The 19,325-nt window shown below is 38.7% G+C and carries 24 protein-coding genes; 22 read left to right on the plus strand and 2 right to left on the minus strand.

The window, feature by feature from the left end; all coding sequences use genetic code 11:
- Nucleotides 1–19: 19 nt before the first annotated feature.
- Complete coding sequence (gene rbfA / locus IGI80_RS10740) at nucleotides 20–370, plus strand: 30S ribosome-binding factor RbfA (protein ID WP_002360497.1); 351 nt, start codon at nucleotides 20–22, stop codon at nucleotides 368–370.
- Between the two features lie 372 nt (nucleotides 371–742).
- Here the strand turns inward: rbfA and IGI80_RS10745 are convergent, their stop codons facing one another.
- Nucleotides 743–1,228 (minus strand): toxin, encoded by a 486-nt coding sequence (locus IGI80_RS10745; protein WP_002382232.1) that lies wholly within the window; start codon nucleotides 1,226–1,228, stop codon nucleotides 743–745.
- Nucleotides 1,229–1,262: 34 nt separating this feature from the next.
- Complete coding sequence (locus IGI80_RS10750; protein ID WP_002360496.1) at nucleotides 1,263–1,745, minus strand: helix-turn-helix domain-containing protein; 483 nt, start codon at nucleotides 1,743–1,745, stop codon at nucleotides 1,263–1,265.
- A 168-nt stretch (nucleotides 1,746–1,913) separates the two neighbouring features.
- Here IGI80_RS10750 and IGI80_RS10755 point away from each other — a divergent pair, with 168 nt between their 5' ends.
- From IGI80_RS10755 to IGI80_RS10855, 21 genes are all read left to right on the plus strand, one after another.
- On the plus strand, nucleotides 1,914–2,096 hold the full coding sequence (locus IGI80_RS10755; protein WP_073459191.1) for a hypothetical protein: 183 nt from the start codon (nucleotides 1,914–1,916) through the stop codon (nucleotides 2,094–2,096).
- Between the two features lie 45 nt (nucleotides 2,097–2,141).
- A complete protein-coding gene (locus IGI80_RS10760; protein WP_002397212.1) occupies nucleotides 2,142–2,897 on the plus strand; it encodes a DnaD domain protein in 756 nt (251 codons plus the stop codon).
- Nucleotides 2,898–2,915: 18 nt separating this feature from the next.
- Nucleotides 2,916–3,758: an ATP-binding protein gene (locus IGI80_RS10765; protein WP_002384644.1), complete on the plus strand. Its 843-nt coding sequence runs from the start codon at nucleotides 2,916–2,918 to the stop codon at nucleotides 3,756–3,758.
- A gap of 66 nt (nucleotides 3,759–3,824) precedes the next feature.
- Nucleotides 3,825–4,217 (plus strand): hypothetical protein, encoded by a 393-nt coding sequence (locus tag IGI80_RS10770; RefSeq protein ID WP_002363798.1) that lies wholly within the window; start codon nucleotides 3,825–3,827, stop codon nucleotides 4,215–4,217.
- 19 nt (nucleotides 4,218–4,236) lie between these two features.
- On the plus strand, nucleotides 4,237–4,644 hold the full coding sequence (locus IGI80_RS10775; protein ID WP_002360491.1) for a RinA family phage transcriptional activator: 408 nt from the start codon (nucleotides 4,237–4,239) through the stop codon (nucleotides 4,642–4,644).
- Between the two features lie 221 nt (nucleotides 4,645–4,865).
- The gene (locus tag IGI80_RS10780) at nucleotides 4,866–5,282 is read left to right on the plus strand and encodes a hypothetical protein (protein WP_002382237.1); all 417 of its coding nucleotides are present in this window, start codon (nucleotides 4,866–4,868) and stop codon (nucleotides 5,280–5,282) included.
- Nucleotides 5,283–5,294: 12 nt separating this feature from the next.
- The gene (locus IGI80_RS10785; protein ID WP_002380206.1) at nucleotides 5,295–5,807 is read left to right on the plus strand and encodes a phage major tail protein, TP901-1 family; all 513 of its coding nucleotides are present in this window, start codon (nucleotides 5,295–5,297) and stop codon (nucleotides 5,805–5,807) included.
- Nucleotides 5,808–5,839: 32 nt separating this feature from the next.
- Nucleotides 5,840–6,199 carry a tail assembly chaperone gene (locus IGI80_RS10790; RefSeq protein ID WP_002357848.1) on the plus strand — a complete coding sequence of 120 codons (360 nt, stop codon included), beginning with the start codon at nucleotides 5,840–5,842 and terminating at the stop codon, nucleotides 6,197–6,199.
- A gap of 17 nt (nucleotides 6,200–6,216) precedes the next feature.
- Nucleotides 6,217–6,585 (plus strand): hypothetical protein, encoded by a 369-nt coding sequence (locus tag IGI80_RS10795; protein WP_002365551.1) that lies wholly within the window; start codon nucleotides 6,217–6,219, stop codon nucleotides 6,583–6,585.
- Nucleotides 6,575–9,376: a phage tail protein gene (locus IGI80_RS10800; RefSeq protein ID WP_438723378.1), complete on the plus strand. Its 2,802-nt coding sequence runs from the start codon at nucleotides 6,575–6,577 to the stop codon at nucleotides 9,374–9,376. Before IGI80_RS10795 ends, IGI80_RS10800 begins: the two co-directional genes overlap by 11 nt.
- Nucleotide 9,377: 1 nt before the next feature.
- The gene (locus IGI80_RS10805) at nucleotides 9,378–10,304 is read left to right on the plus strand and encodes a distal tail protein Dit (protein ID WP_002363804.1); all 927 of its coding nucleotides are present in this window, start codon (nucleotides 9,378–9,380) and stop codon (nucleotides 10,302–10,304) included.
- A 12-nt stretch (nucleotides 10,305–10,316) separates the two neighbouring features.
- Complete coding sequence (locus tag IGI80_RS10810; protein WP_425134609.1) at nucleotides 10,317–11,774, plus strand: phage tail protein; 1,458 nt, start codon at nucleotides 10,317–10,319, stop codon at nucleotides 11,772–11,774.
- A gap of 32 nt (nucleotides 11,775–11,806) precedes the next feature.
- Entirely contained in the window at nucleotides 11,807–13,576 is a 1,770-nt protein-coding gene (locus IGI80_RS10815; RefSeq protein WP_438723380.1) for a hypothetical protein, read from the plus strand.
- A 23-nt stretch (nucleotides 13,577–13,599) separates the two neighbouring features.
- On the plus strand, nucleotides 13,600–13,995 hold the full coding sequence (locus IGI80_RS10820; RefSeq protein WP_002357842.1) for a phage holin family protein: 396 nt from the start codon (nucleotides 13,600–13,602) through the stop codon (nucleotides 13,993–13,995).
- A gap of 118 nt (nucleotides 13,996–14,113) precedes the next feature.
- Nucleotides 14,114–15,238 (plus strand): SH3 domain-containing protein, encoded by a 1,125-nt coding sequence (locus IGI80_RS10825; protein ID WP_438723381.1) that lies wholly within the window; start codon nucleotides 14,114–14,116, stop codon nucleotides 15,236–15,238.
- A 153-nt stretch (nucleotides 15,239–15,391) separates the two neighbouring features.
- Complete coding sequence (gene truB, locus IGI80_RS10830; RefSeq protein ID WP_002360476.1) at nucleotides 15,392–16,312, plus strand: tRNA pseudouridine(55) synthase TruB; 921 nt, start codon at nucleotides 15,392–15,394, stop codon at nucleotides 16,310–16,312.
- Nucleotides 16,313–16,337: 25 nt separating this feature from the next.
- Nucleotides 16,338–17,288, plus strand: a complete 951-nt coding sequence (ribF, locus tag IGI80_RS10835) for a riboflavin biosynthesis protein RibF (RefSeq protein ID WP_002363808.1) — start codon at nucleotides 16,338–16,340, stop codon at nucleotides 17,286–17,288.
- Nucleotides 17,288–17,884 (plus strand): GNAT family N-acetyltransferase, encoded by a 597-nt coding sequence (locus IGI80_RS10840; protein ID WP_438723382.1) that lies wholly within the window; start codon nucleotides 17,288–17,290, stop codon nucleotides 17,882–17,884. The genes ribF and IGI80_RS10840 overlap by 1 nt, the downstream gene beginning before the upstream one ends.
- Before the next feature lie 391 nt (nucleotides 17,885–18,275).
- Nucleotides 18,276–18,599: a PadR family transcriptional regulator gene (locus tag IGI80_RS10845; RefSeq protein WP_002357837.1), complete on the plus strand. Its 324-nt coding sequence runs from the start codon at nucleotides 18,276–18,278 to the stop codon at nucleotides 18,597–18,599.
- Nucleotides 18,600–18,602: 3 nt separating this feature from the next.
- Nucleotides 18,603–18,944 (plus strand): DUF1048 domain-containing protein, encoded by a 342-nt coding sequence (locus IGI80_RS10850; RefSeq protein WP_002361700.1) that lies wholly within the window; start codon nucleotides 18,603–18,605, stop codon nucleotides 18,942–18,944.
- A gap of 24 nt (nucleotides 18,945–18,968) precedes the next feature.
- Nucleotides 18,969–19,229, plus strand: a complete 261-nt coding sequence (locus tag IGI80_RS10855; protein ID WP_002360471.1) for a DUF2087 domain-containing protein — start codon at nucleotides 18,969–18,971, stop codon at nucleotides 19,227–19,229.
- Nucleotides 19,230–19,325: the final 96 nt, after the last annotated feature.

A 19,325-nucleotide genomic window follows, 5' to 3' on the forward strand; every position in this document is an offset into this window, starting at 1 on the left:
GTAATTGGAGGAAGACACTATGGCAAATTATCGTGACCGTCGTGTAGGTCAAGAAATCATGCGTGAAGTGAATGATATCTTGAACAAACGCATCAGAGATCCACGCGTCCAAGGCATCACTATTACAGATGTTCGTGTGACCGGTGATTTACAACAAGCAACGATTTATTACAGCTTGTTATCTGATTTAGCTTCCGAACAACAAAAAGCTCAACAAGGCTTAGACAAAGCCAAAGGACTGATTCGTAAAGAATTAGGACAACGGTTAACCTTGTATAAAACACCAGAGTTGATTTTTGAAAGAGACGAATCTGTCCAATACGGAAATCACATTGATGAGTTGATTCGTAAGTTGAATCAAGGTGAATAATTAAAAAGAAAAAGCACACCAGACGAATGGTGTGCTTTTTCTTTTCATGATTTCTTGATAAAATAGTCATGGAGGTGCAAAGATGAAAAGAATTGTTGTTTTCTATAAAAATGGAGATCGTTATTTAAAAGAAATGGGTTCAGGCAAGAGTTCCCTGTACTTTTTTCTTTTCTTCTTTGTACTACATAGTATGCGGGAACATATTATTCAGTTCATCGGATTTTGGCCGTCATTTATATTCGTCCTCATACTTGTCCCAAATCTTATGCTTGGCGTCGGACATATTAACCATTGGTACAAAAACCGCTCTTGAATTTTCCAGAATACTTTTAAGCATGGAACAAAATCCTTATTGATTTTGTTCCATGCTTTTTAAGTTAACCCAGTATTTAATACCATCACAGAATAATCCCTAAATTCAAAAATCCGTCCTTTATAAAGATAAGTGGCGCCATACTTTTGTCGATAGTACGTAATCACATTTTTTAATGTTTCAACATCGATTTCCAAAAATTCAGCACAAGAATAATGGTTACTTAAGCCAGCTTCAGAGCAACGAATTAAATCGTCTAATGTAACTAATTGCTCTAAGGCCACATTGCGAGCTTTCAACTCTTGCTTCCGATTTTCTGTACAATTTTGATTTAAAATAGTGCCAACGGATGTTTGATAATGCCCGTATTCCTCGGCTAAAATGTTCTTCTTTTGACGGGTACTCAATGTTTTTTCAATATAAATTTTGCCATTTCGATACAACCCATAACAACCTGTTTGATTGTATAAATCAATTTCTAAAACCGTCACATCCTTTTGAATGGAACTGACGAGTTTTTCATAATCATTCACTTTACCATTCACCTGCCATTACTTAATAAAAAGAGTAGATGGGAAGTTAATCCTCTTTTTTGTCAGAAGAAATCGATTGTTGATATTTGGCATCAATTTCATCCAAGTAATCGTGAATTTTCTCGATTTCTTCTTTTGAAAATATCTTTTCTGGATCCCCAGCGTGGGCAGCCAGTGTCATTTCGTCACGGCGAGGGAATGAGAGAATTTCTGCTTGCGTTTGTTGTTCGTGTAATTGTTGTTCGGCAAATTGATAAACGATGGCTTGTCGTTGGGGCTCTAATTTTTTATAAATGCGGTCGATAGTTGAGGCATTTTTTTCCATGGGAACCTCTTGTCCCATCAACCAGGCCTCATTAATGTCTAATGCATCTGCAATGCGATAAACTTTGTCTTGTTTTGCTTCGTAACGACCAGCTAGCCAATCGCTGATCGAAGATTTACCGATGCCAGTTTTTTTCGCTAAATCACTAGGTTTGATGTTCTTGGCTGTTAAAGCCTCTTTTAAACGGACAGCAAAAATGTTCATATTTCCGAACCTCCTATTGCCTCAAAGTATACTATACCTGTTTAGAGAAGGCAAGTAACAATCGCAATTAAAATTAGAGGTTCATAAAACCAAACTTATGAGTTGACAGTGAAAATATTTGATGCTAAGATAGAGCCATTCAAATGTTCGGTTAACTGAACTATTTTTTTGAACATTTTGTTCGGAAAACCGTATTTTTGTAGAAAGGGTGAAGAAATGAGTCGGAATTATAAAAAAACGTTGTCGGATATGTTACTTTTAGCAATTATTTTATTAATAAGCAGTGTCTCAATAAAAATTGGGGCCATCGTGATTGGTATGATTGGCCTCATGGAATTACTAACAGAGTAACAATAATTTAGTCAAAAGGAGAGAAGCGGATTGGCAGAACGACGCATGTTTGCAAAAACGATTATTGATAGTGATGCGTTTTTAGATATGCCCTTATCAAGTCAGGCCCTGTATTTTCATTTAGCGATGCGTGCCGATGATGATGGATTTATCAATAATCCCAAAAAATTGCAGCGAATGGTTGGTTGTGGGGAAGACGATCTAAAATTGCTAATGGTTAAAAAATTTATTCTAGTATTTGAAAGTGGTGTAATCGTTATCAAACATTGGAAAATTCATAATTATATTCGCAGTGATCGTTACAAACCAACCTTGTATCAAGAAGAGAAAAATCAGATTGTTGAAAAAAATAGCAAAGCTTATACGTTTAAAGCAGAATCGTCTGTCAGTGGTCAACCAGCTGACTACCAACGGTTACCACAGGAAAGCATAGTCCAGTCTAAGTTAGGTCAGAGTCAAGGTAGTAGTTCAGAAAACGATTGTTTAAAGATGATTTATCATTTTTATGAGGAAAACGGCTTTGGTACACTGGCCTCAAAAACAAGCCAAGATTTTAAGTATTGGTTGCAAGATTTTATACAAAAAGGGGCTAGCCAAGAGGAAGCATGCCAATTAATCTTGCATGCTTTAGGAATTGCCGTCGATCGAAATAAACGGAATTACGGCTATGTAAATGCTATTTTGAAAAGTTGGGAGCAACAAAATTATTTATCCGTACATGAAGTTCTGGTAAATGATAAAAAACAAGTGTTGGAGCATACGCCGCAAATGACAGAAGAATATCAAGAGTTAGGTTTTTAAAGAAAGGAGGAAATCAGTATGCATGCGACAGATCAAACTTTTCAAATACTATTGAGTCAATTGTTAGAAAAAGTTGAAGACCGTTGTCCTGAATGTGGCAGTGAACAATATGTTTGGCAACAAAAAAATAAAGATGGCACAGAACGTTGTGCCCCAACTTGTTGGTCGTGTGGGTATAAAATGCTAAAAAAACATGAACAAGAAGCCACTCAACAACGTTCTCAAGAGAGTTTTATGGCGCGTACACAAAAATTTTTTCATCAAGGGTCCTTAATTGCTGATGATGCGCTACGGCAATGTCGCTTAACCAATTACCAAACCACTGAATTAGAAACAAGACAAGCAAAAGAACGGGCCTTAGCAGCAGTTTCAGCGATTGTTGAAGGAAAGCCAATCCACGTTATTTTTTCAGGGAAACCTGGTGTCGGTAAAAGTCATTTGGCTATCAGTATTTTAGTTGAAGTCTTAGAACGCTCTGCATATCAAAAGTATTGTTTATTTGTCAGCTACTCTGAGTTATTAGAAAAACTAAAAATGTCCATGAATGAATCGGCCAAAAGCCAAGCAAAGGCTCAAGCGTATATTACTAGAATGAAAAAAGCAGACGTTTTGGTCTTAGATGATTTAGGTGCTGAATTAGGAATTAAAAATAAAGTTAGTACGGATTTTAATAATGACATCTTAAATCGAATTTTAGAAGCTAGACAGAATAAAGCAACTATTTTTACTACTAATTTTTCTGGAAAACAACTGGTGGAGGCCTATGGAACACGCATTATTTCTCGTCTAATGAAGCACGCCAGTGGCTATGTTTTCCAATATAAAGACACAACAGACAAACGAATGAGGAGTGTGAAATAAATATGTTAACAATTATTATTGGGTTTATCTTTTGGACAATGACACTGATGTTAGGTTATCTAATTGGTGAAAGAGAAGGCCGTAAACATGAGTAATTTAACAAAATGTAAAAAAGATTTATTTGAAATGAAAAGCGTTGTATTTAAAGATATTTCAAAGCAACAAAGCGAAAAAGCACAAAAAAGAAAACGACTCTTACAACTAATGAATCAATATCCCGATTGGGCAAGTCAAAAAAATAAACTTATTATGCAGGAAATTCAAGAATTAGGACAAGCAATCGGTAATTGGTCGATGGATCAATCAAGACCCATCCAATCCATCAAGGCCGCATCGTTTACAAAAAGCGAGTATCTCTATTTAATTTGGCTCGGTTATTCAGATGAAGCGATTCGTCACGGCTTAGACATGTCGAAAGAGTGTTATTTTATTTATCGATTAACACTTTTAAATGAATAAAAGTAAAGGAGATTAACCAATGCGTACGTCAACATTTAATTATATCAAAGATATTTTAGCAGACTTTTATAAAACAGATGAGTATATCCGGCAACGGGAAGAAGAATTACGGCACCCTTATCAAGAAGCAGATTTAAATGCTGGTATTAGAGGACAAGGACTTCACTCTGTAGTGACCGAACGAATGGCGATTACGATAGCTATGGATCGTCGTCTGTGGAACTTAGAGAGAAATCGAGACATTATCAAAAATTGTTTAGCTGAAGCGGATGAACAAACGCGCGTGATTATTGAAGAACTATATATGAAAAAACGGCCCTCTTTAACATTAATTGGACTTGCCCAGCAATTATTTATTAGTAAAAGCCAAGCCTATAAATTAAGAAATCATTTCTTTGAAGCGGTGGCGGATGAACTAGGGATGTAAACATGGAAAAAGCGTGGAATTTTTTCAGGTGTCAACATGGTAAATTAATAGTGTCGAAAGAGATAGATAAACGTGAGGCAACCAAAAAAATGAAGACACGGAATTCTATGATTTTGACTGCTTTCTTGTGTCAGCTATGAAGGAGCAGAAAATGCCGGCTACTTTCAAGATCCTTCATTTTGACTAGAAGAGAGCCAATTTGTTAACCAATCCTGAATTTTTTGAATGGAAAGGTGGCGCTAAAAATGAATGAAGCGGAACAAGAGTTATATGAAGCCCTTGTTGCAATCTGCCAGACGTCAGGATTTTTGTTGCTAGAGGAACTGCCGACAGATTTACCAGATCAGCCATTTGTTTACTTAGGTGATAGTAAAGAATTACCTAAGCCAACTAAATCAGCTATTTTGGGTGAAATTGAATTAATAATGCATGTTTATGGTGCGTTATCTGAACGACAACAAATTTCTACAATTAAAGGAACGATTTTACGGCAGGCAACCAGTAACTTAAAACGAACGGCTCATTTTAATTGGGGTATCAAACATCAAGAAGTCAAAGCACAAATGGTAAAAGATACCAAACAAATGAAAAAAACAATTTGGCATGCTGTACTACCATTACACATGCAATTTTACTAGGAGGAATTATCAATGGGAGAAGTTATGCAAGGAAAAGACCGTATTTTATTAGTTCGTCGCTTGGATGAAGCAGCGACAAAGAAAGCAATGAAACCCTTATTTCAAATTGAACATGAATGGGAATTCTCACGTGAATCGAGCGGTACGCAAACAAAAGATGGCGTTGCGAATGCTGTTTCTGGTTTAGAAGTTACGTTATCGTTAAGCGGTTTAGCCTCTCGAGATGATGAAAATTTATACATGAAAGACGCAGTTGAAGATGGCATCTTAATGGAATTTTGGGATGTTGATTTAAAAGGTGAAAAAAATGCGGAAGGTAAATATCCAGCAATTTATGCCCAAGGTTATGTAAATTCATGGAGTTTACCAGCCAATGTAGAAGAATTAGTAGAAATCGAAACAGAAGCCTCTATTAATGGCAAACCACAAGATGGTTTTGCAACAGTAGAAGCAGATATTATTGCGGAAGCACAATATGCGTTCCAAGATACTGTTCCAGATAAAGTACCACAACCTGGCGAATAATCAAAAAGTGTTGAATTTTAGGAGGATAAAAAATGAATTTAGAGATTAACGGAAAAACAATTGAAGTGAAATTTACGATTGGCGCGATTCGTGAATTAGATAAACGTTACCAAATTGAAAATGGCGCTGCCAAATTCGGCATGGGCATCAGTTCAGCAATGATTTATTTACGCCAATACAATCCAGTAATCTTAGTTGACATCATGGAAGCTTTACAAAGTGGGCAATTAAAAATAGGTAAGTCGGAAATTGAAGCATGGTTAATGACCCAAGATGTCAAAAAACTTTCAGATGATTTGCTTAAAGAAATGGGAAAGCAACCTCTTACAAAACCAATGATCGATCAGTTCAGCAAAGAAGCGAAGAAAGCAGAAGCGCAAGCGACCAACTAATTAAAACGAGCGATGACGTGTATCACGACATCGCTCTTTCTGCTTTTCGCTACTTAGGCTGTCATTCATTTGAAGAAGTGGATCGGATGACCATGTCTGAATTTGAATTACGAATGATTGCTTTTAATTTAGCAGAAGTAGATGAAGAGCGGAAAAGGCACGAGCTTGCCTACTTAAATGTTAAAGCGCAAGCGACGAACAAAAAAGGAAAACCCGTTTTTGAAAGCTTTAAAAGTTTTTATGATTATGAAAAACGAGTTGCTGAAGTTCTGGCAGCTAACCAGCCACAACGAACGAAATTAAATGAGCGGAAAAAAACGCAACTTGCCACTGTGGCAGAGCGTCTACGCCGCTATCGAGAAGGGAGGAGAGTAGATGGAGAATGACAAAGAAAAAACGCCGTTATCGGAGGCAAAGAAAAGCCTTGCAGGCGTCCAACAAGCATTAAAAAGTATGAGCGGTGAGTATGCCTTATTAAGTGGATATTTAGGGAAAATTAGTGCGGGTGTCAATCAGTCAACCACGGTCATGAACACATTTAAAACCGTCATGCAACAATCTGGAGAAACAGTGAAAAAAACAGGAGACGAAACAGCAAAGGCAGCAGATCAAATGAACACAGCGTTAACAGATTCTGCTGAACAAGCTGGTGAAGCAGCTAAAAAAGCGGGGAAAGAAACCTCTGATGGCTTTACTAATGCACAAAATAATATGCTGAGCTTTGGGACGGCCATGACTAGTGCCGTTTCCTTACCTATGCTGAACGTTTTAAAAACAGCTATGGGCGTCGGTGCTGGGGTCAGTGGCGAATTTCAAGGAATGCAAGGACTGATTATGGCCAGTGCAGGAGGGATTTCTGATTCATTGCAAGGCGAGTTGCAAGGGGCATTGACTCAGATGAATCAATCATTTGAAGCGGCAGCACAAGTGATTCAAAGCGTGATGGCTCCAGGAATGGAAATTTTGGTTCAAGTGGTTATCACAGTCGTCAAAGGCATTACAGCTTTGGTGAATTTATTTATCAAATTACCAAAACCCGTCCAAGTTTTTATTGTTGCCATTATGGGCATTTTAGCCGCCATTGGCCCCATGTTGATTATGGTAACGATGGCTCAGCAAAAATTTCAACAGTTTAGTGCTGGTTTGGCTCTTGTACAAGGAAACATTGGGAAGTTAGGTGGTGGCTTATCAAAACTAAGTGCTAGTTTTAGTGCCTTAGGTGGAGGACCATTAATTTTAATTGTAGCAGCCGTTTTAGCAGCGGTAGCAGCGTTTATTTATTTCTATAAAACCAATGAAACATTTAGAAATAGTATCAATAGCTTAGCTAGTGCCATTCAAGGAGCTGTTTCAGCGGCGTTTGGTAAATTGGTAGGACTGCTACAACAGATCCAGCCGGCCTTTCAACAAATAATGGCAGTTTTTAAACAATTTTTTGCAGTAGGCTTAGAGAAAATGGCGACTATTTTTTCAACAATTGGTCGTGTGCTAGCAGGCGTTTTTGCCAGCGGTTTGCAATTAGGTAGTAACTTATTAGGGCAATTTGGTGGCACCTTTGACAAAGCTGGTTTAGCGGTTGGTCTTTTGGTAAAAGTTCTGACAAAGGTTGCACTGGCTGCATTAGGAATTTCTGGGCCGTTTGGTCTAATTATTTCCTTGATTGTTTCATTCGTGACGGCCTGGATGAAAACCGGTGATTTGAGTGCGGGTGGTATTACCCAAGTCTTTGATAATTTAGGTAACACGATTACATCGGTTACAACAATGCTGGCAGCTAATCTACCGAAAGTTATACAACTTTTTACAACAGTCTTAACCAGTATTCTCGGGAAAATAACAGAAGCTATTCCAAGCATCGTAACCGCGTTATCTAGTTTAATTACGTTAATTGTTGGTGCGATCGTTGCCAATTTGCCCGTCTTAATTGAAGCGGCAACACAAATTATTACTACGTTGATTCAGGGGATTACAACAGTCTTACCAATGTTGATAGAAGTTGGTTTGAGCTTATTAATGACTTTAGTTAATGCGATTGTCACCGCCTTGCCAACAATTACAACTGCAGCGATTAATATCATCACTACATTAGTGACAGCTTTTGTCACAGCGTTACCAATGCTAGTTACAGCAGGTGTTTCAATTATCACAGCCTTAGTCAATGCATTTGTTACTATGTTACCGTTGATTTTGACTGCTGGTTTACAAATTTTGATGGCATTAATCACTGGGATTATGACGATTTTACCTCAGTTAATTCAATCAGCGCTGACGATTATTCTAGCGTTAGTGACTGCGTTGGTAGGTGCCTTGCCACAAATCATCAGCGCAGGCGTCAAATTGCTAACGGCTTTGATCCAAGGGATTATTTCAATTTTACCGCAACTGGTTACTGCAGCAATTACGCTAATTACCGCTTTAATGGGTGCGTTAATCAATGCGTTGCCACAGTTGTTAAGTGCTGGGATTCAACTGATTCAAGCCTTAATTAATGGTGTACTCAGTCTATTGGGTGCCTTGCTGTCCGCAGCAGGAACATTAATCTCACAAATGATCACGAAGATTGGTTCTTATTTTGGTCAACTGTTAGCTTCGGGCGGACAGTTAGTTGAAAATATCAAAAATGGGGTTACCAATGCAGCCGATCAGGTAAAAAATGCCATTGGTTCTGTAATTGAAGGTGCTTGGCAAGCAATCCAAGGTTGGTTTTCAAAATTCACCGATGCCGGTGCGAATATTGTCGGTATGATTGCTGATGGAATTACAGGCGCAATTGGAAAAGCCAAAGAAGCAATCGATGGGGTCGTCAGTAAAATTCGTAACTTTTTACCATTTTCACCAGCAAAAGAAGGTCCCTTATCTGATTTGCATAAATTGAATTTCGGCGGCACGATTGCCACGGGGATTTATGCAGGTGAAACAGCCGTTAGTAGAGCAATGGCTTCTATTTTAGATTTACCGCTGTTAAATGATTTTGCCTTGGACTTAGCTGGTCGAGGAAACTTCACGGCAACGATTGACCATCGTTTAGAAAATGATGCATACAATCGACCATTATTTGTGACAGTAGAGTCAACGTTAGATGGAAAAGTTGTCGCAGCAACTACGGCGCCTTATTTAGCAACAGAGTTACAACGACAACAAGTGAAACAAAATAACCGCTTAGGAAGGAGAGGATAACATGTATAAATTTGTTGATACCAATCAAGCAACTCATTCAACGCCTCTTCCTTCAGAAGCGTTGAATTTTAACGGTCAATTTTTAGAAAAAGTCATCCCTGGCTATCAAACATTATCAGTTTCAGGACGAGAATTAGTTCCAAGCGAAATTGAAAGCTATCAATTAGGGATTCGTGATGGTAAACGTCACGTTTATGCGCGAATTCCAGAACGAGAATTAACAGTCAAATATCGCCTTTCAGCTGTGAATAATGAAGCGTTTCGAGATGCATTTAATCATTTAAACGTTGCTTTGTTTACGGAAAAAGACGTTTCTATTTGGTTTAACGATGAACCGGAAATGCTGTGGTTTGGCAGTAAGTCTTCAGTGAGTGATGTACCCGAAGGTGTTAACCAAGTAACAGGCACCTTTACTTTATTGCTTTCTGATCCGTATAAATACACACGGAGTGATGCGACTAGTGTGATGTGGGGTTCGCCAACCATTACATTTCAAGCGAATTACTTAATGGGGAATACAGGCTCAGGTGCAGTTGATTTTCCAATTTTAATTGAAGGCGGGGCTTATTGGGGATCAACCATGATTACCTTTCAAAATCGGGCTTACACGATGGGGGATTTAGGTAAAGAAGTTCGGCCAATTGAAATTTATCCTACGGTCGAAGGATTAAAAGTCAAACCGATCATTATTTTAACAGGAACCGGACGTGGTGTTTGGATTAAAACACGGAACGATACAATTAACTTAGGAGACTTTGATCGTTCGGAAATTATCATTGATACTGAAAATTTTTATCTGACAAAAAATGGTGCACCGATGATTCGACCAATGAACGATTTTTATCTATATCCCAATGAACCGCTGTATATTCAAGCCAAAGATAGCGACTTCCGCTTGACGATTCGCTATCCTAACCGATTTGTGTAGGAGGGTGATTAAATGTTAATGGCGCTGGATTTGAAAAGAACATATACGGCAATTTTGGACAATGCCTATCAAGTCAGTTATGAAAAAATAGAGAACAAAATTGGGAGTTTAGATTTTACCATGCCACTAGATGATCCTAAAAATGAATTTATTGAAGAAATGCAATGGGTGGAACTGACCGACAATGAGAATGAATATATTGGTTTATATCGCGTGATGCCAACCACAATTAAGAAAGATGCGAACAATAATCAAATTCACTACTCTGCCACAGAAGCATTATGTACCTTAGGCGATACTGTCCTATTTGGTTGTCACGAAATTAAAAACAAAACAACGAAAGAGGCCATTCAATTTCTATTGAATAAACAAAAAACAAAGCATTGGGTCCTAAAAAAATGTGATTTTTCAAGGAAATTAACCTATAAATGGGAGAATGAAAACGGGCTAGTCGAGCCTTTATTTAGCATCCCAGCCGATTTCGAAGAGGAATATCTTTGGCAATGGAATACAGAGGTCTATCCTTTTGAACTTTCATTAGTCAAACCGCCAACAGAACCAGTTGCGCGAATTCAAGAAGGTTACAACATGCAAGGATTTGAAATAGAACGTAATCCCAAGATGCTAATCAATCGGATTTATCCATTAGGTTCAGGCGAAGGTGTTAACAAAGTCAATATTCGCTCGGTCAATCAAGGGGTTCCGTATTTAGAGAACAAGGCCGCAATTGACCGCTATGGTTTATTAGAGTCAATTTGGGTGGAACAGCGTTTTTCTGATCCCAAGGCATTAAAGGAAAATGCTTTGCGAATGTTAGAAGAATGGACCAAACCACAAGTTTCTTGGGTAGTGACTGCAGCTGATTTAATTAAATTAACAGATCAACCTTTGGCAATCGATCGTTTGCGGTTGGGTACGGTTATCATGATTAATACGAATGAATTTGGGAGTGTCAACCTTCGTATCAAAAAAGAAAGTAAAAAAGATGTTTTTGGTGCCCCCCAAGACATTCAGCTAGAGTTAGGAAACCTGCAAGAAACAATTCATAGTACCATGACAGCTTTCAGTCGGAAACAAGAGATTAGCGAAACTTACGCACAAGGGGCGACGACACTTTTAAATCGTTCAATACAAGGAGAACTTAACAAGACACAGCCAGTGGAGCTAAATTTATACTTTGACGAGGACATTCTTTATGTAAACACCGCAGAATTAACGTTCAAGGCAACTGCTAAAGGACCTTCGCATTCTGTAACGAATATTGATTTGGTAGTGGATGGCAAAAAATTACCCCAACTATCATTGCAACAACAACGGCTAAACATTTTGAGTTATTTACGAAAAACAACAGATGGAAAAATCGAACGCGGCAATCACACGCTTCAATTTTTCTCTCATCAGCCACTATGGTTGGATGCTTCGGTCATCTGTCGTGTGTATATTCAATCCCAATTGGGTGGCCAGTTTTAATAAAATAATGAAAACTAGAGGAGTGTGACGAAATGTCAGTAGAACATATTGAAGAATTAGATACCCTGAATCAAGGTCGCCTTAAAATCAATGCAATCTTGGATCAGTCGAATGCATCAGCTGAGAAAGTAGATGCTTACCAAGTCCAGTTAACGAATGGAATTTCTGAAGCGAAAAACATCGCAGATGAAGCTGGCAAAGAAGCCGTACAAATTGCCACCGATGCAGGCAATCAAGCAAATGAAACAGCCAACCAAGCGATGAACAATGCCAAAACAGCCATCACGATTGCAGGAAATGCAGTTTCAACGGCAAATAATAATAAACAAGAATTTGATACTTTACGAAATGATTTCGATCAATTAGTAGCAGAAGCAGGTGATAGTAATCCAGAAATTGTCCAAGCACGCACAGATACACAAGGCATCAAACAAGCTACCTTAGCGAATCGTCTTCAAATTGATTTGAATGACCGTATGACAAAAGCAGACGGTATTTCTTTATTGGCTAAGCCAACCACTGTCAAATTGAAGTTAGACTTTAACGGTAAAACGGCCGGCAATACAGCCACCAATGCAAACAGTTATTCCACTGATTTTACGGCTAAAATTCTTAAGAAGCCAACAGACGTTTGGGAGGAAGTTTCCCAAGCGGACTACAATAAAATGGCCAGCCGTGATGATGAGGGTGTGAAAACAGGTTCCACCCAAAGTGGTGTAATTCCACAACAGTTAGCGGCCTTCAATCTCGTTGAAGCCGCAAAAAAATTAATTCCACAAATGTTTGAAACATTCACAACTGACGAGGCGGTGGCATTTATTCGCCAGAACGTTCAATTTTTTACGATTAATCAACGTGTGAAAGCCGCTGCGCCCAATAATCAAACGATTAAAATCGCTGCGTATTTACCAACTACGGATAATTGGGTAACTCAAATCCAAGAATCAGCAAAAGAGTTCGGCGATTTTTCAATTCAAATCAATGATCAGAATTTTATCACAGATGAAGGTTTCATTTATTTAATGAGCTATACAGATTCATCGAATGGGGTAACGCCAGCTAGCTTAGAAGTTGATTACGTGGGGCTTCATATTGGTCTGTCTGTTGATGCCCAAGCGGTTTTAGCGAAGAGTGGTTTTGTTCAAGCGGAGCAACTCAATACCCATGTGGAAAATCAGGATAATCCGCACCAAGTAACCGCTGAACAAGTGGGGCTAGGCAATGTAGAAAATTATGGCTTCGCATCAGACAGCGAAGCAGTCGCGGGAACTTTAACGAGTAAATATATGCACCCGAAAAACGTTGCGGAAGCGATTAAAGGTCAAGCTGTGACACAAACAGGTGATCAAGAGATTGCTGGGGTGAAGAATTTTGTAACTATGCCAACCGTCAATGGTGTGCCTTTTGAATCTTCTAAAATGGCCATTTATGAAGCTAGTGGAGTCGGTGAAGTCGAGGCAAAATATCAGGCGGCCTTTAATAAGGATAATATGAAATTTGTATTAATTAGGGTGGGAAATCGTGTCGATGCATTTGTAAGATGTAATTTGAGTGATCCAACGAAATTGAATACCCACATGCCTAAAATATTTAATATACCAACTGGGTACAAAATGTCCTCAAAAATAAGTGCTAGTGTCTGGAATATTCCGCTGTCAGTTGCACCTGCCGCTTTTCCGTATCCTAATTGTAATGCACTATATGAAATCGGGAATCAAGGGATAATTTTTGCCTCAAGCAGAGCTGGAAATATTTACCTACAAGGAAGTTGGTACACGGACGATCCGTTTCCGACAAAATAACAAGCTAGTTTAGGAGACTTTTTATGGAACGTTATCTCAACACAATAACAATGCTTTTAAGCATTTTCGGTGGGATTGTCGTACGTTTATTAGGCGGATTAGATCAATTGTTGGATGTCTTCCTCTTTTTAATTATTGTCGATTTCATCACAGGTTGGATTAAGGCAATCGCCACAAAAGAATTGTCCAGTCGGATTGGTATGCTCGGAATTGCGAAAAAAGTGACGATGTTATTTGTGGTTGCCGTAGCGGTTCGTGTTGAAAAAGTTGTGGGGAACAATTTGCCAATTCGGGAAATGGTTCTGATTTTTTACATTGCGAACGAAGGACTTTCTTTTTTTGAAAACATTGCGACCTTTATTCCTATGCCGAAAAAGTTAAAAGAGTTATTTATTCAGTTAAAAAATAAAGATGATTAAGTAGAAGTGGTCGGGACAAACGTATAACTTTCGGCTGATTGCCGAAGAAATTACTTCTGTCCCGCCATTAATCTGCAGGTTTAAGCCGTGGAAGGGAAGTTGTTTTGACTTTCCTTTCATGGCTTTTTTAAGAAAGGAGCATGCTATGTTTAAAAAATTAATGATTCAACTTGCTTTAGTAATTGGCTTAAGTTTAACGATTCCGATGACGGCTTGCGCTTACACTATCGAAGCGGATCCAATCAACTTTACTTATTTTCCAGGCTCTGCAAGCAATGAATTAATTGTTTTACATGAATCTGGAAACGAGCGGAACCTAGGACCATACAGTTTAGACAATGAAGTGGCCTATATGAAACGAAATTGGTCAAATGCTTATGTCTCATATTTTGTCGGATCTGGTGGACGAGTGAAACAATTAGCTCCTGCTGGCCAAATTCAATATGGCGCAGGTTCTTTAGCTAATCAAAAAGCCTATGCGCAAATCGAATTGGCTCGAACGAATAATGCGGCGACGTTTAAAAAAGATTATGCTGCCTATGTTAATTTGGCCCGTGATTTGGCTCAGAACATTGGTGCTGATTTTTCGCTAGACGATGGAACAGGTTATGGAATAGTCACTCATGATTGGATTACAAAAAATTGGTGGGGAGATCATACAGATCCTTATGGTTATTTAGCGCGTTGGGGGATTAGTAAAGCGCAGTTGGCACAAGATTTACAAACGGGCGTTTCTGAAACAGGTGAGACTGTCATTATTCAGCCAGGTAAACCTAATGCGCCAAAATATCAAGTAGGACAAGCAATTCGTTTCACTTCAATCTATCCAACACCAGATGCTTTAATCAATGAACATCTATCAGCAGAGGCACTTTGGACACAAGTAGGAACAATTACAGCGAAATTACCCGACCGACAAAACCTTTACCGTATTGAAAATAGCGGACATTTGTTAGGCTATGTGAACGACGGCGACATTGCTGAACTTTGGCGCCCGCAAACGAAGAAATCATTTCTAATTGGTGTGGACGAAGGCATTGTTTTAAGAGCGCGCCAACCTAGTCTGTCAGCACCCATTTATGGTATCTGGCCCAAAAATACTCGCTTTTATTACGATGCGTTTTATATTGCAGATGGGTATGTTTTTATTGGTGGGACAGATACGTCAGGCGCGAGAATTTATTTGCCAATCGGACCAAACGATGGCAACGCACAGAATACATGGGGATCATTTACTAGCTAAAAAAAGCCACAAACTCTGCTTTTATCAGAGTTTGTGGCTTTTTTTGCATTTAGCAGAGATTTTGCCAAAGGGAATAAGCAACGGAGACTGCGAAGCTAGGTACTTTTATGCTATAATGACAAAGTTAGTATTATCGGAACTGGAGGAACTATAATGGACGGCATTTTACCGTTATGGAAAGAACGTGGCATGACAAGTCATGACTGCGTATTTAAATTGAGAAAAATTTTACATACCAAAAAAATTGGTCATGGTGGTACGCTAGATCCAGATGTCGAAGGGGTCTTACCCATCTGCGTTGGCAAAGGAACGAAAGTGATCGAATACATGGTAGATTCTGGCAAAACCTATGAAGGTGAAATTACACTTGGATTTGCTACGACAACCGAAGATGTTAGTGGCGAAATTGTTGAAAAAAAACCAGTTACAACACCTCTATCAACTGAACAAATTGATCAAGCAATGGCCGAAATGACAGGTGAAATCACACAAATCCCACCGATGTTTTCTGCGGTGAAAGTCAATGGTAAACGTTTATATGAATATGCCCGGAACGGGGAAGAAGTTGAACGGCCCCAACGAAAAGCTACGATTTATTCATTTGAACGTACTAGTGAACCAATTTTTAACGAATCCGCTCAAACACAAAGTTGGCGGTTTAAAGTGGTCTGTGGCAAAGGAACCTATGTGCGGACACTATCCGTGGATACTGGCAAAAAATTAGGCTATCCTGCCCATATGTCGGATTTAACGAGAACGGCAAGTGGCGGTTTGCAAGCTGCGCAATGCTTAACGTTAGAAGAAGTAGCCAAACAAATGGCTGCTGAAACAATCGATCAATGCCTGTTGCCCATTGAGACAGCAGTAGAACAATTCCCACGAATTGATTTATCAGATGAATTGTATCAAAAAGTAAAAAATGGCATGCGTTTGCACAAAAAAGAATTAGGAATAAAGGCAATGCCAGAATCCTTAGTTGCCTTATTTTACCAAAATCAAGTGGTTAGTTTATACATGCCACACCCAACGCATGATAAATTATTGAAACCAAGTAAAGTTCTACGGAATAATTAAATAAAAAAGAAGGAAGTTTTTGCACATGCAAGTTATTCAACTACATCATCCCTATGAACCCAATCAAATTCCTAATGAAGAAGTCGTGATGGTCCTAGGCTTCTTTGACGGTGTTCACAAAGGCCACCAAAAAGTAATTGAAACAGGTAAAAAGATTGCTGAGGAAAAAGGCTTGAAGTTAGCTGTGATGACCTTCAACCAACACCCATCAATCGTTTTTCAAAAAGTTTTACCAGAAAATATGAAATATTTAACTAGCTTGGAACAAAAAGAACGCCTAATGGCCAACTTGGGCGTTGATATTTTATATATTGTCGAATTTACTTCAGCGTTTGCTCAATTAAAACCGCAAGATTTTGTCGATCAGTATATCGTTAATTTAAATAGTGCAGTGGCAGTCTCTGGGTTTGATTATACGTATGGTCCTAAAGAAATCGCTGGAGTCAAACAGTTACCAACTTATGCGCAAGGCCGTTTTGAAGTGGTGACAGTACCAAAAGAAGAAATGACTGGTGCCAAAATTAGCTCAACAAGAATTCGCGAAAAAATGGAAGCAGGCGAAATGGAGGAGGTCACGGAGTTGTTAGGATATATTTATGAAACAGAAGGAACAGTTGTCCATGGCGATGCTCGTGGCCGTTTATTGGGTTTCCCGACTGCTAACGTCAAAGTGAAAAGCACCGTGCGCTTACCAAGAATTGGCGTCTATGCTGTGCAAATCGAAGTTGGTGGCAAATGGTATGTCGGCATGGGCTCAATTGGTCATAATGACACCTTTGGAGAAGGACGCGATTTAACCGTGGAAGTCTATATTTTGGACTTCCATCAAGACATCTATGGTGAGCAAGTGGTGGTTCGTTGGAATCATTATTTACGTGACCAAGTGAAATTCAATGGGGCTGAAGCCTTGATCGACCAATTAAAACAAGATGAACGAGATACGGCTGACTATTTCCAACAATCTGAGGATAAATAATGAAGATTCGTCAAGAAAAAACTGCAGAGTATCAAGCTGTAGAACGTTTAACGTATCAAGCGTTCAAGGAATTAAATTTGACCGAAAACTGGCGTCCCACAGAGCATTTTATCGTGCATTTATTAAGAGAAAGTGCCGACTTTATTCCGGAGTTGTCCTTAGTTTCAGAAACTGATCAAGGAAAATTAACGGGTCATATTATGTCTTCAAAAGCCAAACTACGATTACCTGATCATACAGAAAAGGCTGTTTTGACCGTTGGGCCGCTAAGTGTCCATCCAGAAGCACAGAACACGGGCGTAGGCTCAGCGTTAATTAAGCATTCTGTGCAGAAGGCCAAAGAATTAGGCGTCGGCGGATTGATTATCCTGGGCCATCCAACTTACTATACGAAGTTTGGTTTTGTTCCAGCGACTACTTTTCAGATTACGTTACCGGAAAAAGAAACATCAGAAGCATTATTGGCTTTGGAATTACTGCCAGGTTATTTTGGCACAAGTGGTGGGGAGTGGCATTTTTCAACATGCTTTGCTTATCCAGAAACACACCCTGCAGAATTAGAAGCCTTTGAAGCAGACCTCGGAATAAATGAATAAAGAATAATAAGGAGGTCGGGACAGAAGTGTTTAACTCCGAGAAATAAGAAGGAATTTCCGAAAATTGTTCTATAATTTTTGGAGACCAAGTAGGTATTGTTCATCATCGAATCACTACGTTCTTCGTGATTCTCAACAATTTCGGCTTATTTCCGAAGGACCTTCAACTCTTAGAGCTTTAGCTCTTAGAAGTTGTTGAGATCGGAGCAACGCGTAGTGTTGCTTCTGTTCCCGCCGTTTATTAGTTTTTGAGCGTGGAGCAAAAATCCAAAGTGATTTTTGTCCCACGCTCCTTTACTACTTTTTATTACAAATTAGTTGACAGAACCGGTACTCAGTATTATTATGTAGTGGTACATAGTACTAAAGGGTAGTTTAGGGAGGAAAAGCAGTGAAGCAGACAGAGTTGCTAAAAGGCATTTTAGAAGGTTTAGTTTTAGCCATCATCCAAAGGAAAGAAACATATGGTTATGAAATTACAAAAATTTTAAATGACCAAGGGTTTACTGAAATTGTTGAAGGAACCGTTTATACGATTTTACTGCGTTTAGAAAAAAATCAATGGGTTATAGCTGAAAAAAAGCCTTCAGAAAAAGGGCCAATGCGGAAGTTCTATCGCTTAACCTCATCAGGAGAAGCAGAACTCGCTGATTTTTGGCAGCGGTGGACGTTGCTTTCAAAACAAGTAAACAAGATGAAAAAAATGGAGGGATAGAGCATGTCAGATTTTAAAGCGTTGATCAAAAAAGTTGTGGGGGATAAAAAAGAGTACAAAGAATATAAACGACGGATTGCAGCATTACCAGCAGAGTATCGACAAGTATTTCAAGAAATTGAAAAATATGCATGGCATTTTTCAGATCATAGCGGAGCCAATATGTTCAATGCGTTGACTGATTTACTTGATTTGTTTGAAGAAGGAGCTGCTAACGGAACACCTATCAAAAATATTACGGGAGAAAAAGTAGGCGATTTTGCTGAAACAATTGTCAATGAAGTCGCTGGCAAATGGACTGATAAACAGAAAGAAAAACTGAATCATCAATTTTCTAAACAATAGTCAAAACAAAAAAGGAGAATGAACATGGTTGAAAATTTTTTTAAAGAAGGAAAGTTGCTGGTTATTCCCAAGAAGAATGCGAAAAAAGTCCAAGTGTTTCAACGTGTGGCCAACCAATTTGAATTTGGGAAAGAATATACGGAAAAAGAAGTCAATCAGCGACTTAGAGAAATCTATGAAGATTATGCACTTTTGAGACGGTATTTAGTAGATTATCAGTATTTAGAAAGAGATAAGTTTGGAAAAATTTATCAGAAATGTGAGCAACACACAAAAATTATATAAATGTCTTTTTTTAAAAGTAGCGAAACTAGGTGAAATGAACCAAGTCTAGCTACTTTTTGTTATGTAAGCTTAGTAATAGTTCTATAAAAAACTCTC

The organism is Enterococcus sp. DIV1420a, from assembly GCF_051712165.1.
In the GTDB taxonomy this organism is placed as follows: domain Bacteria; phylum Bacillota; class Bacilli; order Lactobacillales; family Enterococcaceae; genus Enterococcus; species Enterococcus faecalis.

What these genes read in the sequence shown, in the direction of transcription:
- IGI80_RS10820 (WP_002357842.1), top strand. Translation starts at nt 13,600, where the DNA reads ATGGAACGTTATCTCAACACAATAACAATGCTTTTAAGCATTTTCGGT.
- IGI80_RS10800 (WP_438723378.1), top strand. Translation starts at nt 6,575, where the DNA reads ATGGAGAATGACAAAGAAAAAACGCCGTTATCGGAGGCAAAGAAAAGC.
- truB (WP_002360476.1), top strand. Translation starts at nt 15,392, where the DNA reads ATGGACGGCATTTTACCGTTATGGAAAGAACGTGGCATGACAAGTCAT.
- IGI80_RS10855 (WP_002360471.1), top strand. Translation starts at nt 18,969, where the DNA reads ATGGTTGAAAATTTTTTTAAAGAAGGAAAGTTGCTGGTTATTCCCAAG.
- IGI80_RS10785 (WP_002380206.1), top strand. Translation starts at nt 5,295, where the DNA reads ATGGGAGAAGTTATGCAAGGAAAAGACCGTATTTTATTAGTTCGTCGC.
- IGI80_RS10825 (WP_438723381.1), top strand. Translation starts at nt 14,114, where the DNA reads ATGGCTTTTTTAAGAAAGGAGCATGCTATGTTTAAAAAATTAATGATT.
- IGI80_RS10805 (WP_002363804.1), top strand. Translation starts at nt 9,378, where the DNA reads ATGTATAAATTTGTTGATACCAATCAAGCAACTCATTCAACGCCTCTT.
- IGI80_RS10815 (WP_438723380.1), top strand. Translation starts at nt 11,807, where the DNA reads ATGTCAGTAGAACATATTGAAGAATTAGATACCCTGAATCAAGGTCGC.
- IGI80_RS10810 (WP_425134609.1), top strand. Translation starts at nt 10,317, where the DNA reads ATGTTAATGGCGCTGGATTTGAAAAGAACATATACGGCAATTTTGGAC.
- IGI80_RS10850 (WP_002361700.1), top strand. Translation starts at nt 18,603, where the DNA reads ATGTCAGATTTTAAAGCGTTGATCAAAAAAGTTGTGGGGGATAAAAAA.
- IGI80_RS10775 (WP_002360491.1), top strand. Translation starts at nt 4,237, where the DNA reads ATGCGTACGTCAACATTTAATTATATCAAAGATATTTTAGCAGACTTT.
- IGI80_RS10750 (WP_002360496.1), bottom strand. Translation starts at nt 1,745, where the DNA reads ATGAACATTTTTGCTGTCCGTTTAAAAGAGGCTTTAACAGCCAAGAAC.
- rbfA (WP_002360497.1), top strand. Translation starts at nt 20, where the DNA reads ATGGCAAATTATCGTGACCGTCGTGTAGGTCAAGAAATCATGCGTGAA.
- IGI80_RS10760 (WP_002397212.1), top strand. Translation starts at nt 2,142, where the DNA reads ATGTTTGCAAAAACGATTATTGATAGTGATGCGTTTTTAGATATGCCC.
- IGI80_RS10840 (WP_438723382.1), top strand. Translation starts at nt 17,288, where the DNA reads ATGAAGATTCGTCAAGAAAAAACTGCAGAGTATCAAGCTGTAGAACGT.
- IGI80_RS10765 (WP_002384644.1), top strand. Translation starts at nt 2,916, where the DNA reads ATGCATGCGACAGATCAAACTTTTCAAATACTATTGAGTCAATTGTTA.
- ribF (WP_002363808.1), top strand. Translation starts at nt 16,338, where the DNA reads ATGCAAGTTATTCAACTACATCATCCCTATGAACCCAATCAAATTCCT.
- IGI80_RS10790 (WP_002357848.1), top strand. Translation starts at nt 5,840, where the DNA reads ATGAATTTAGAGATTAACGGAAAAACAATTGAAGTGAAATTTACGATT.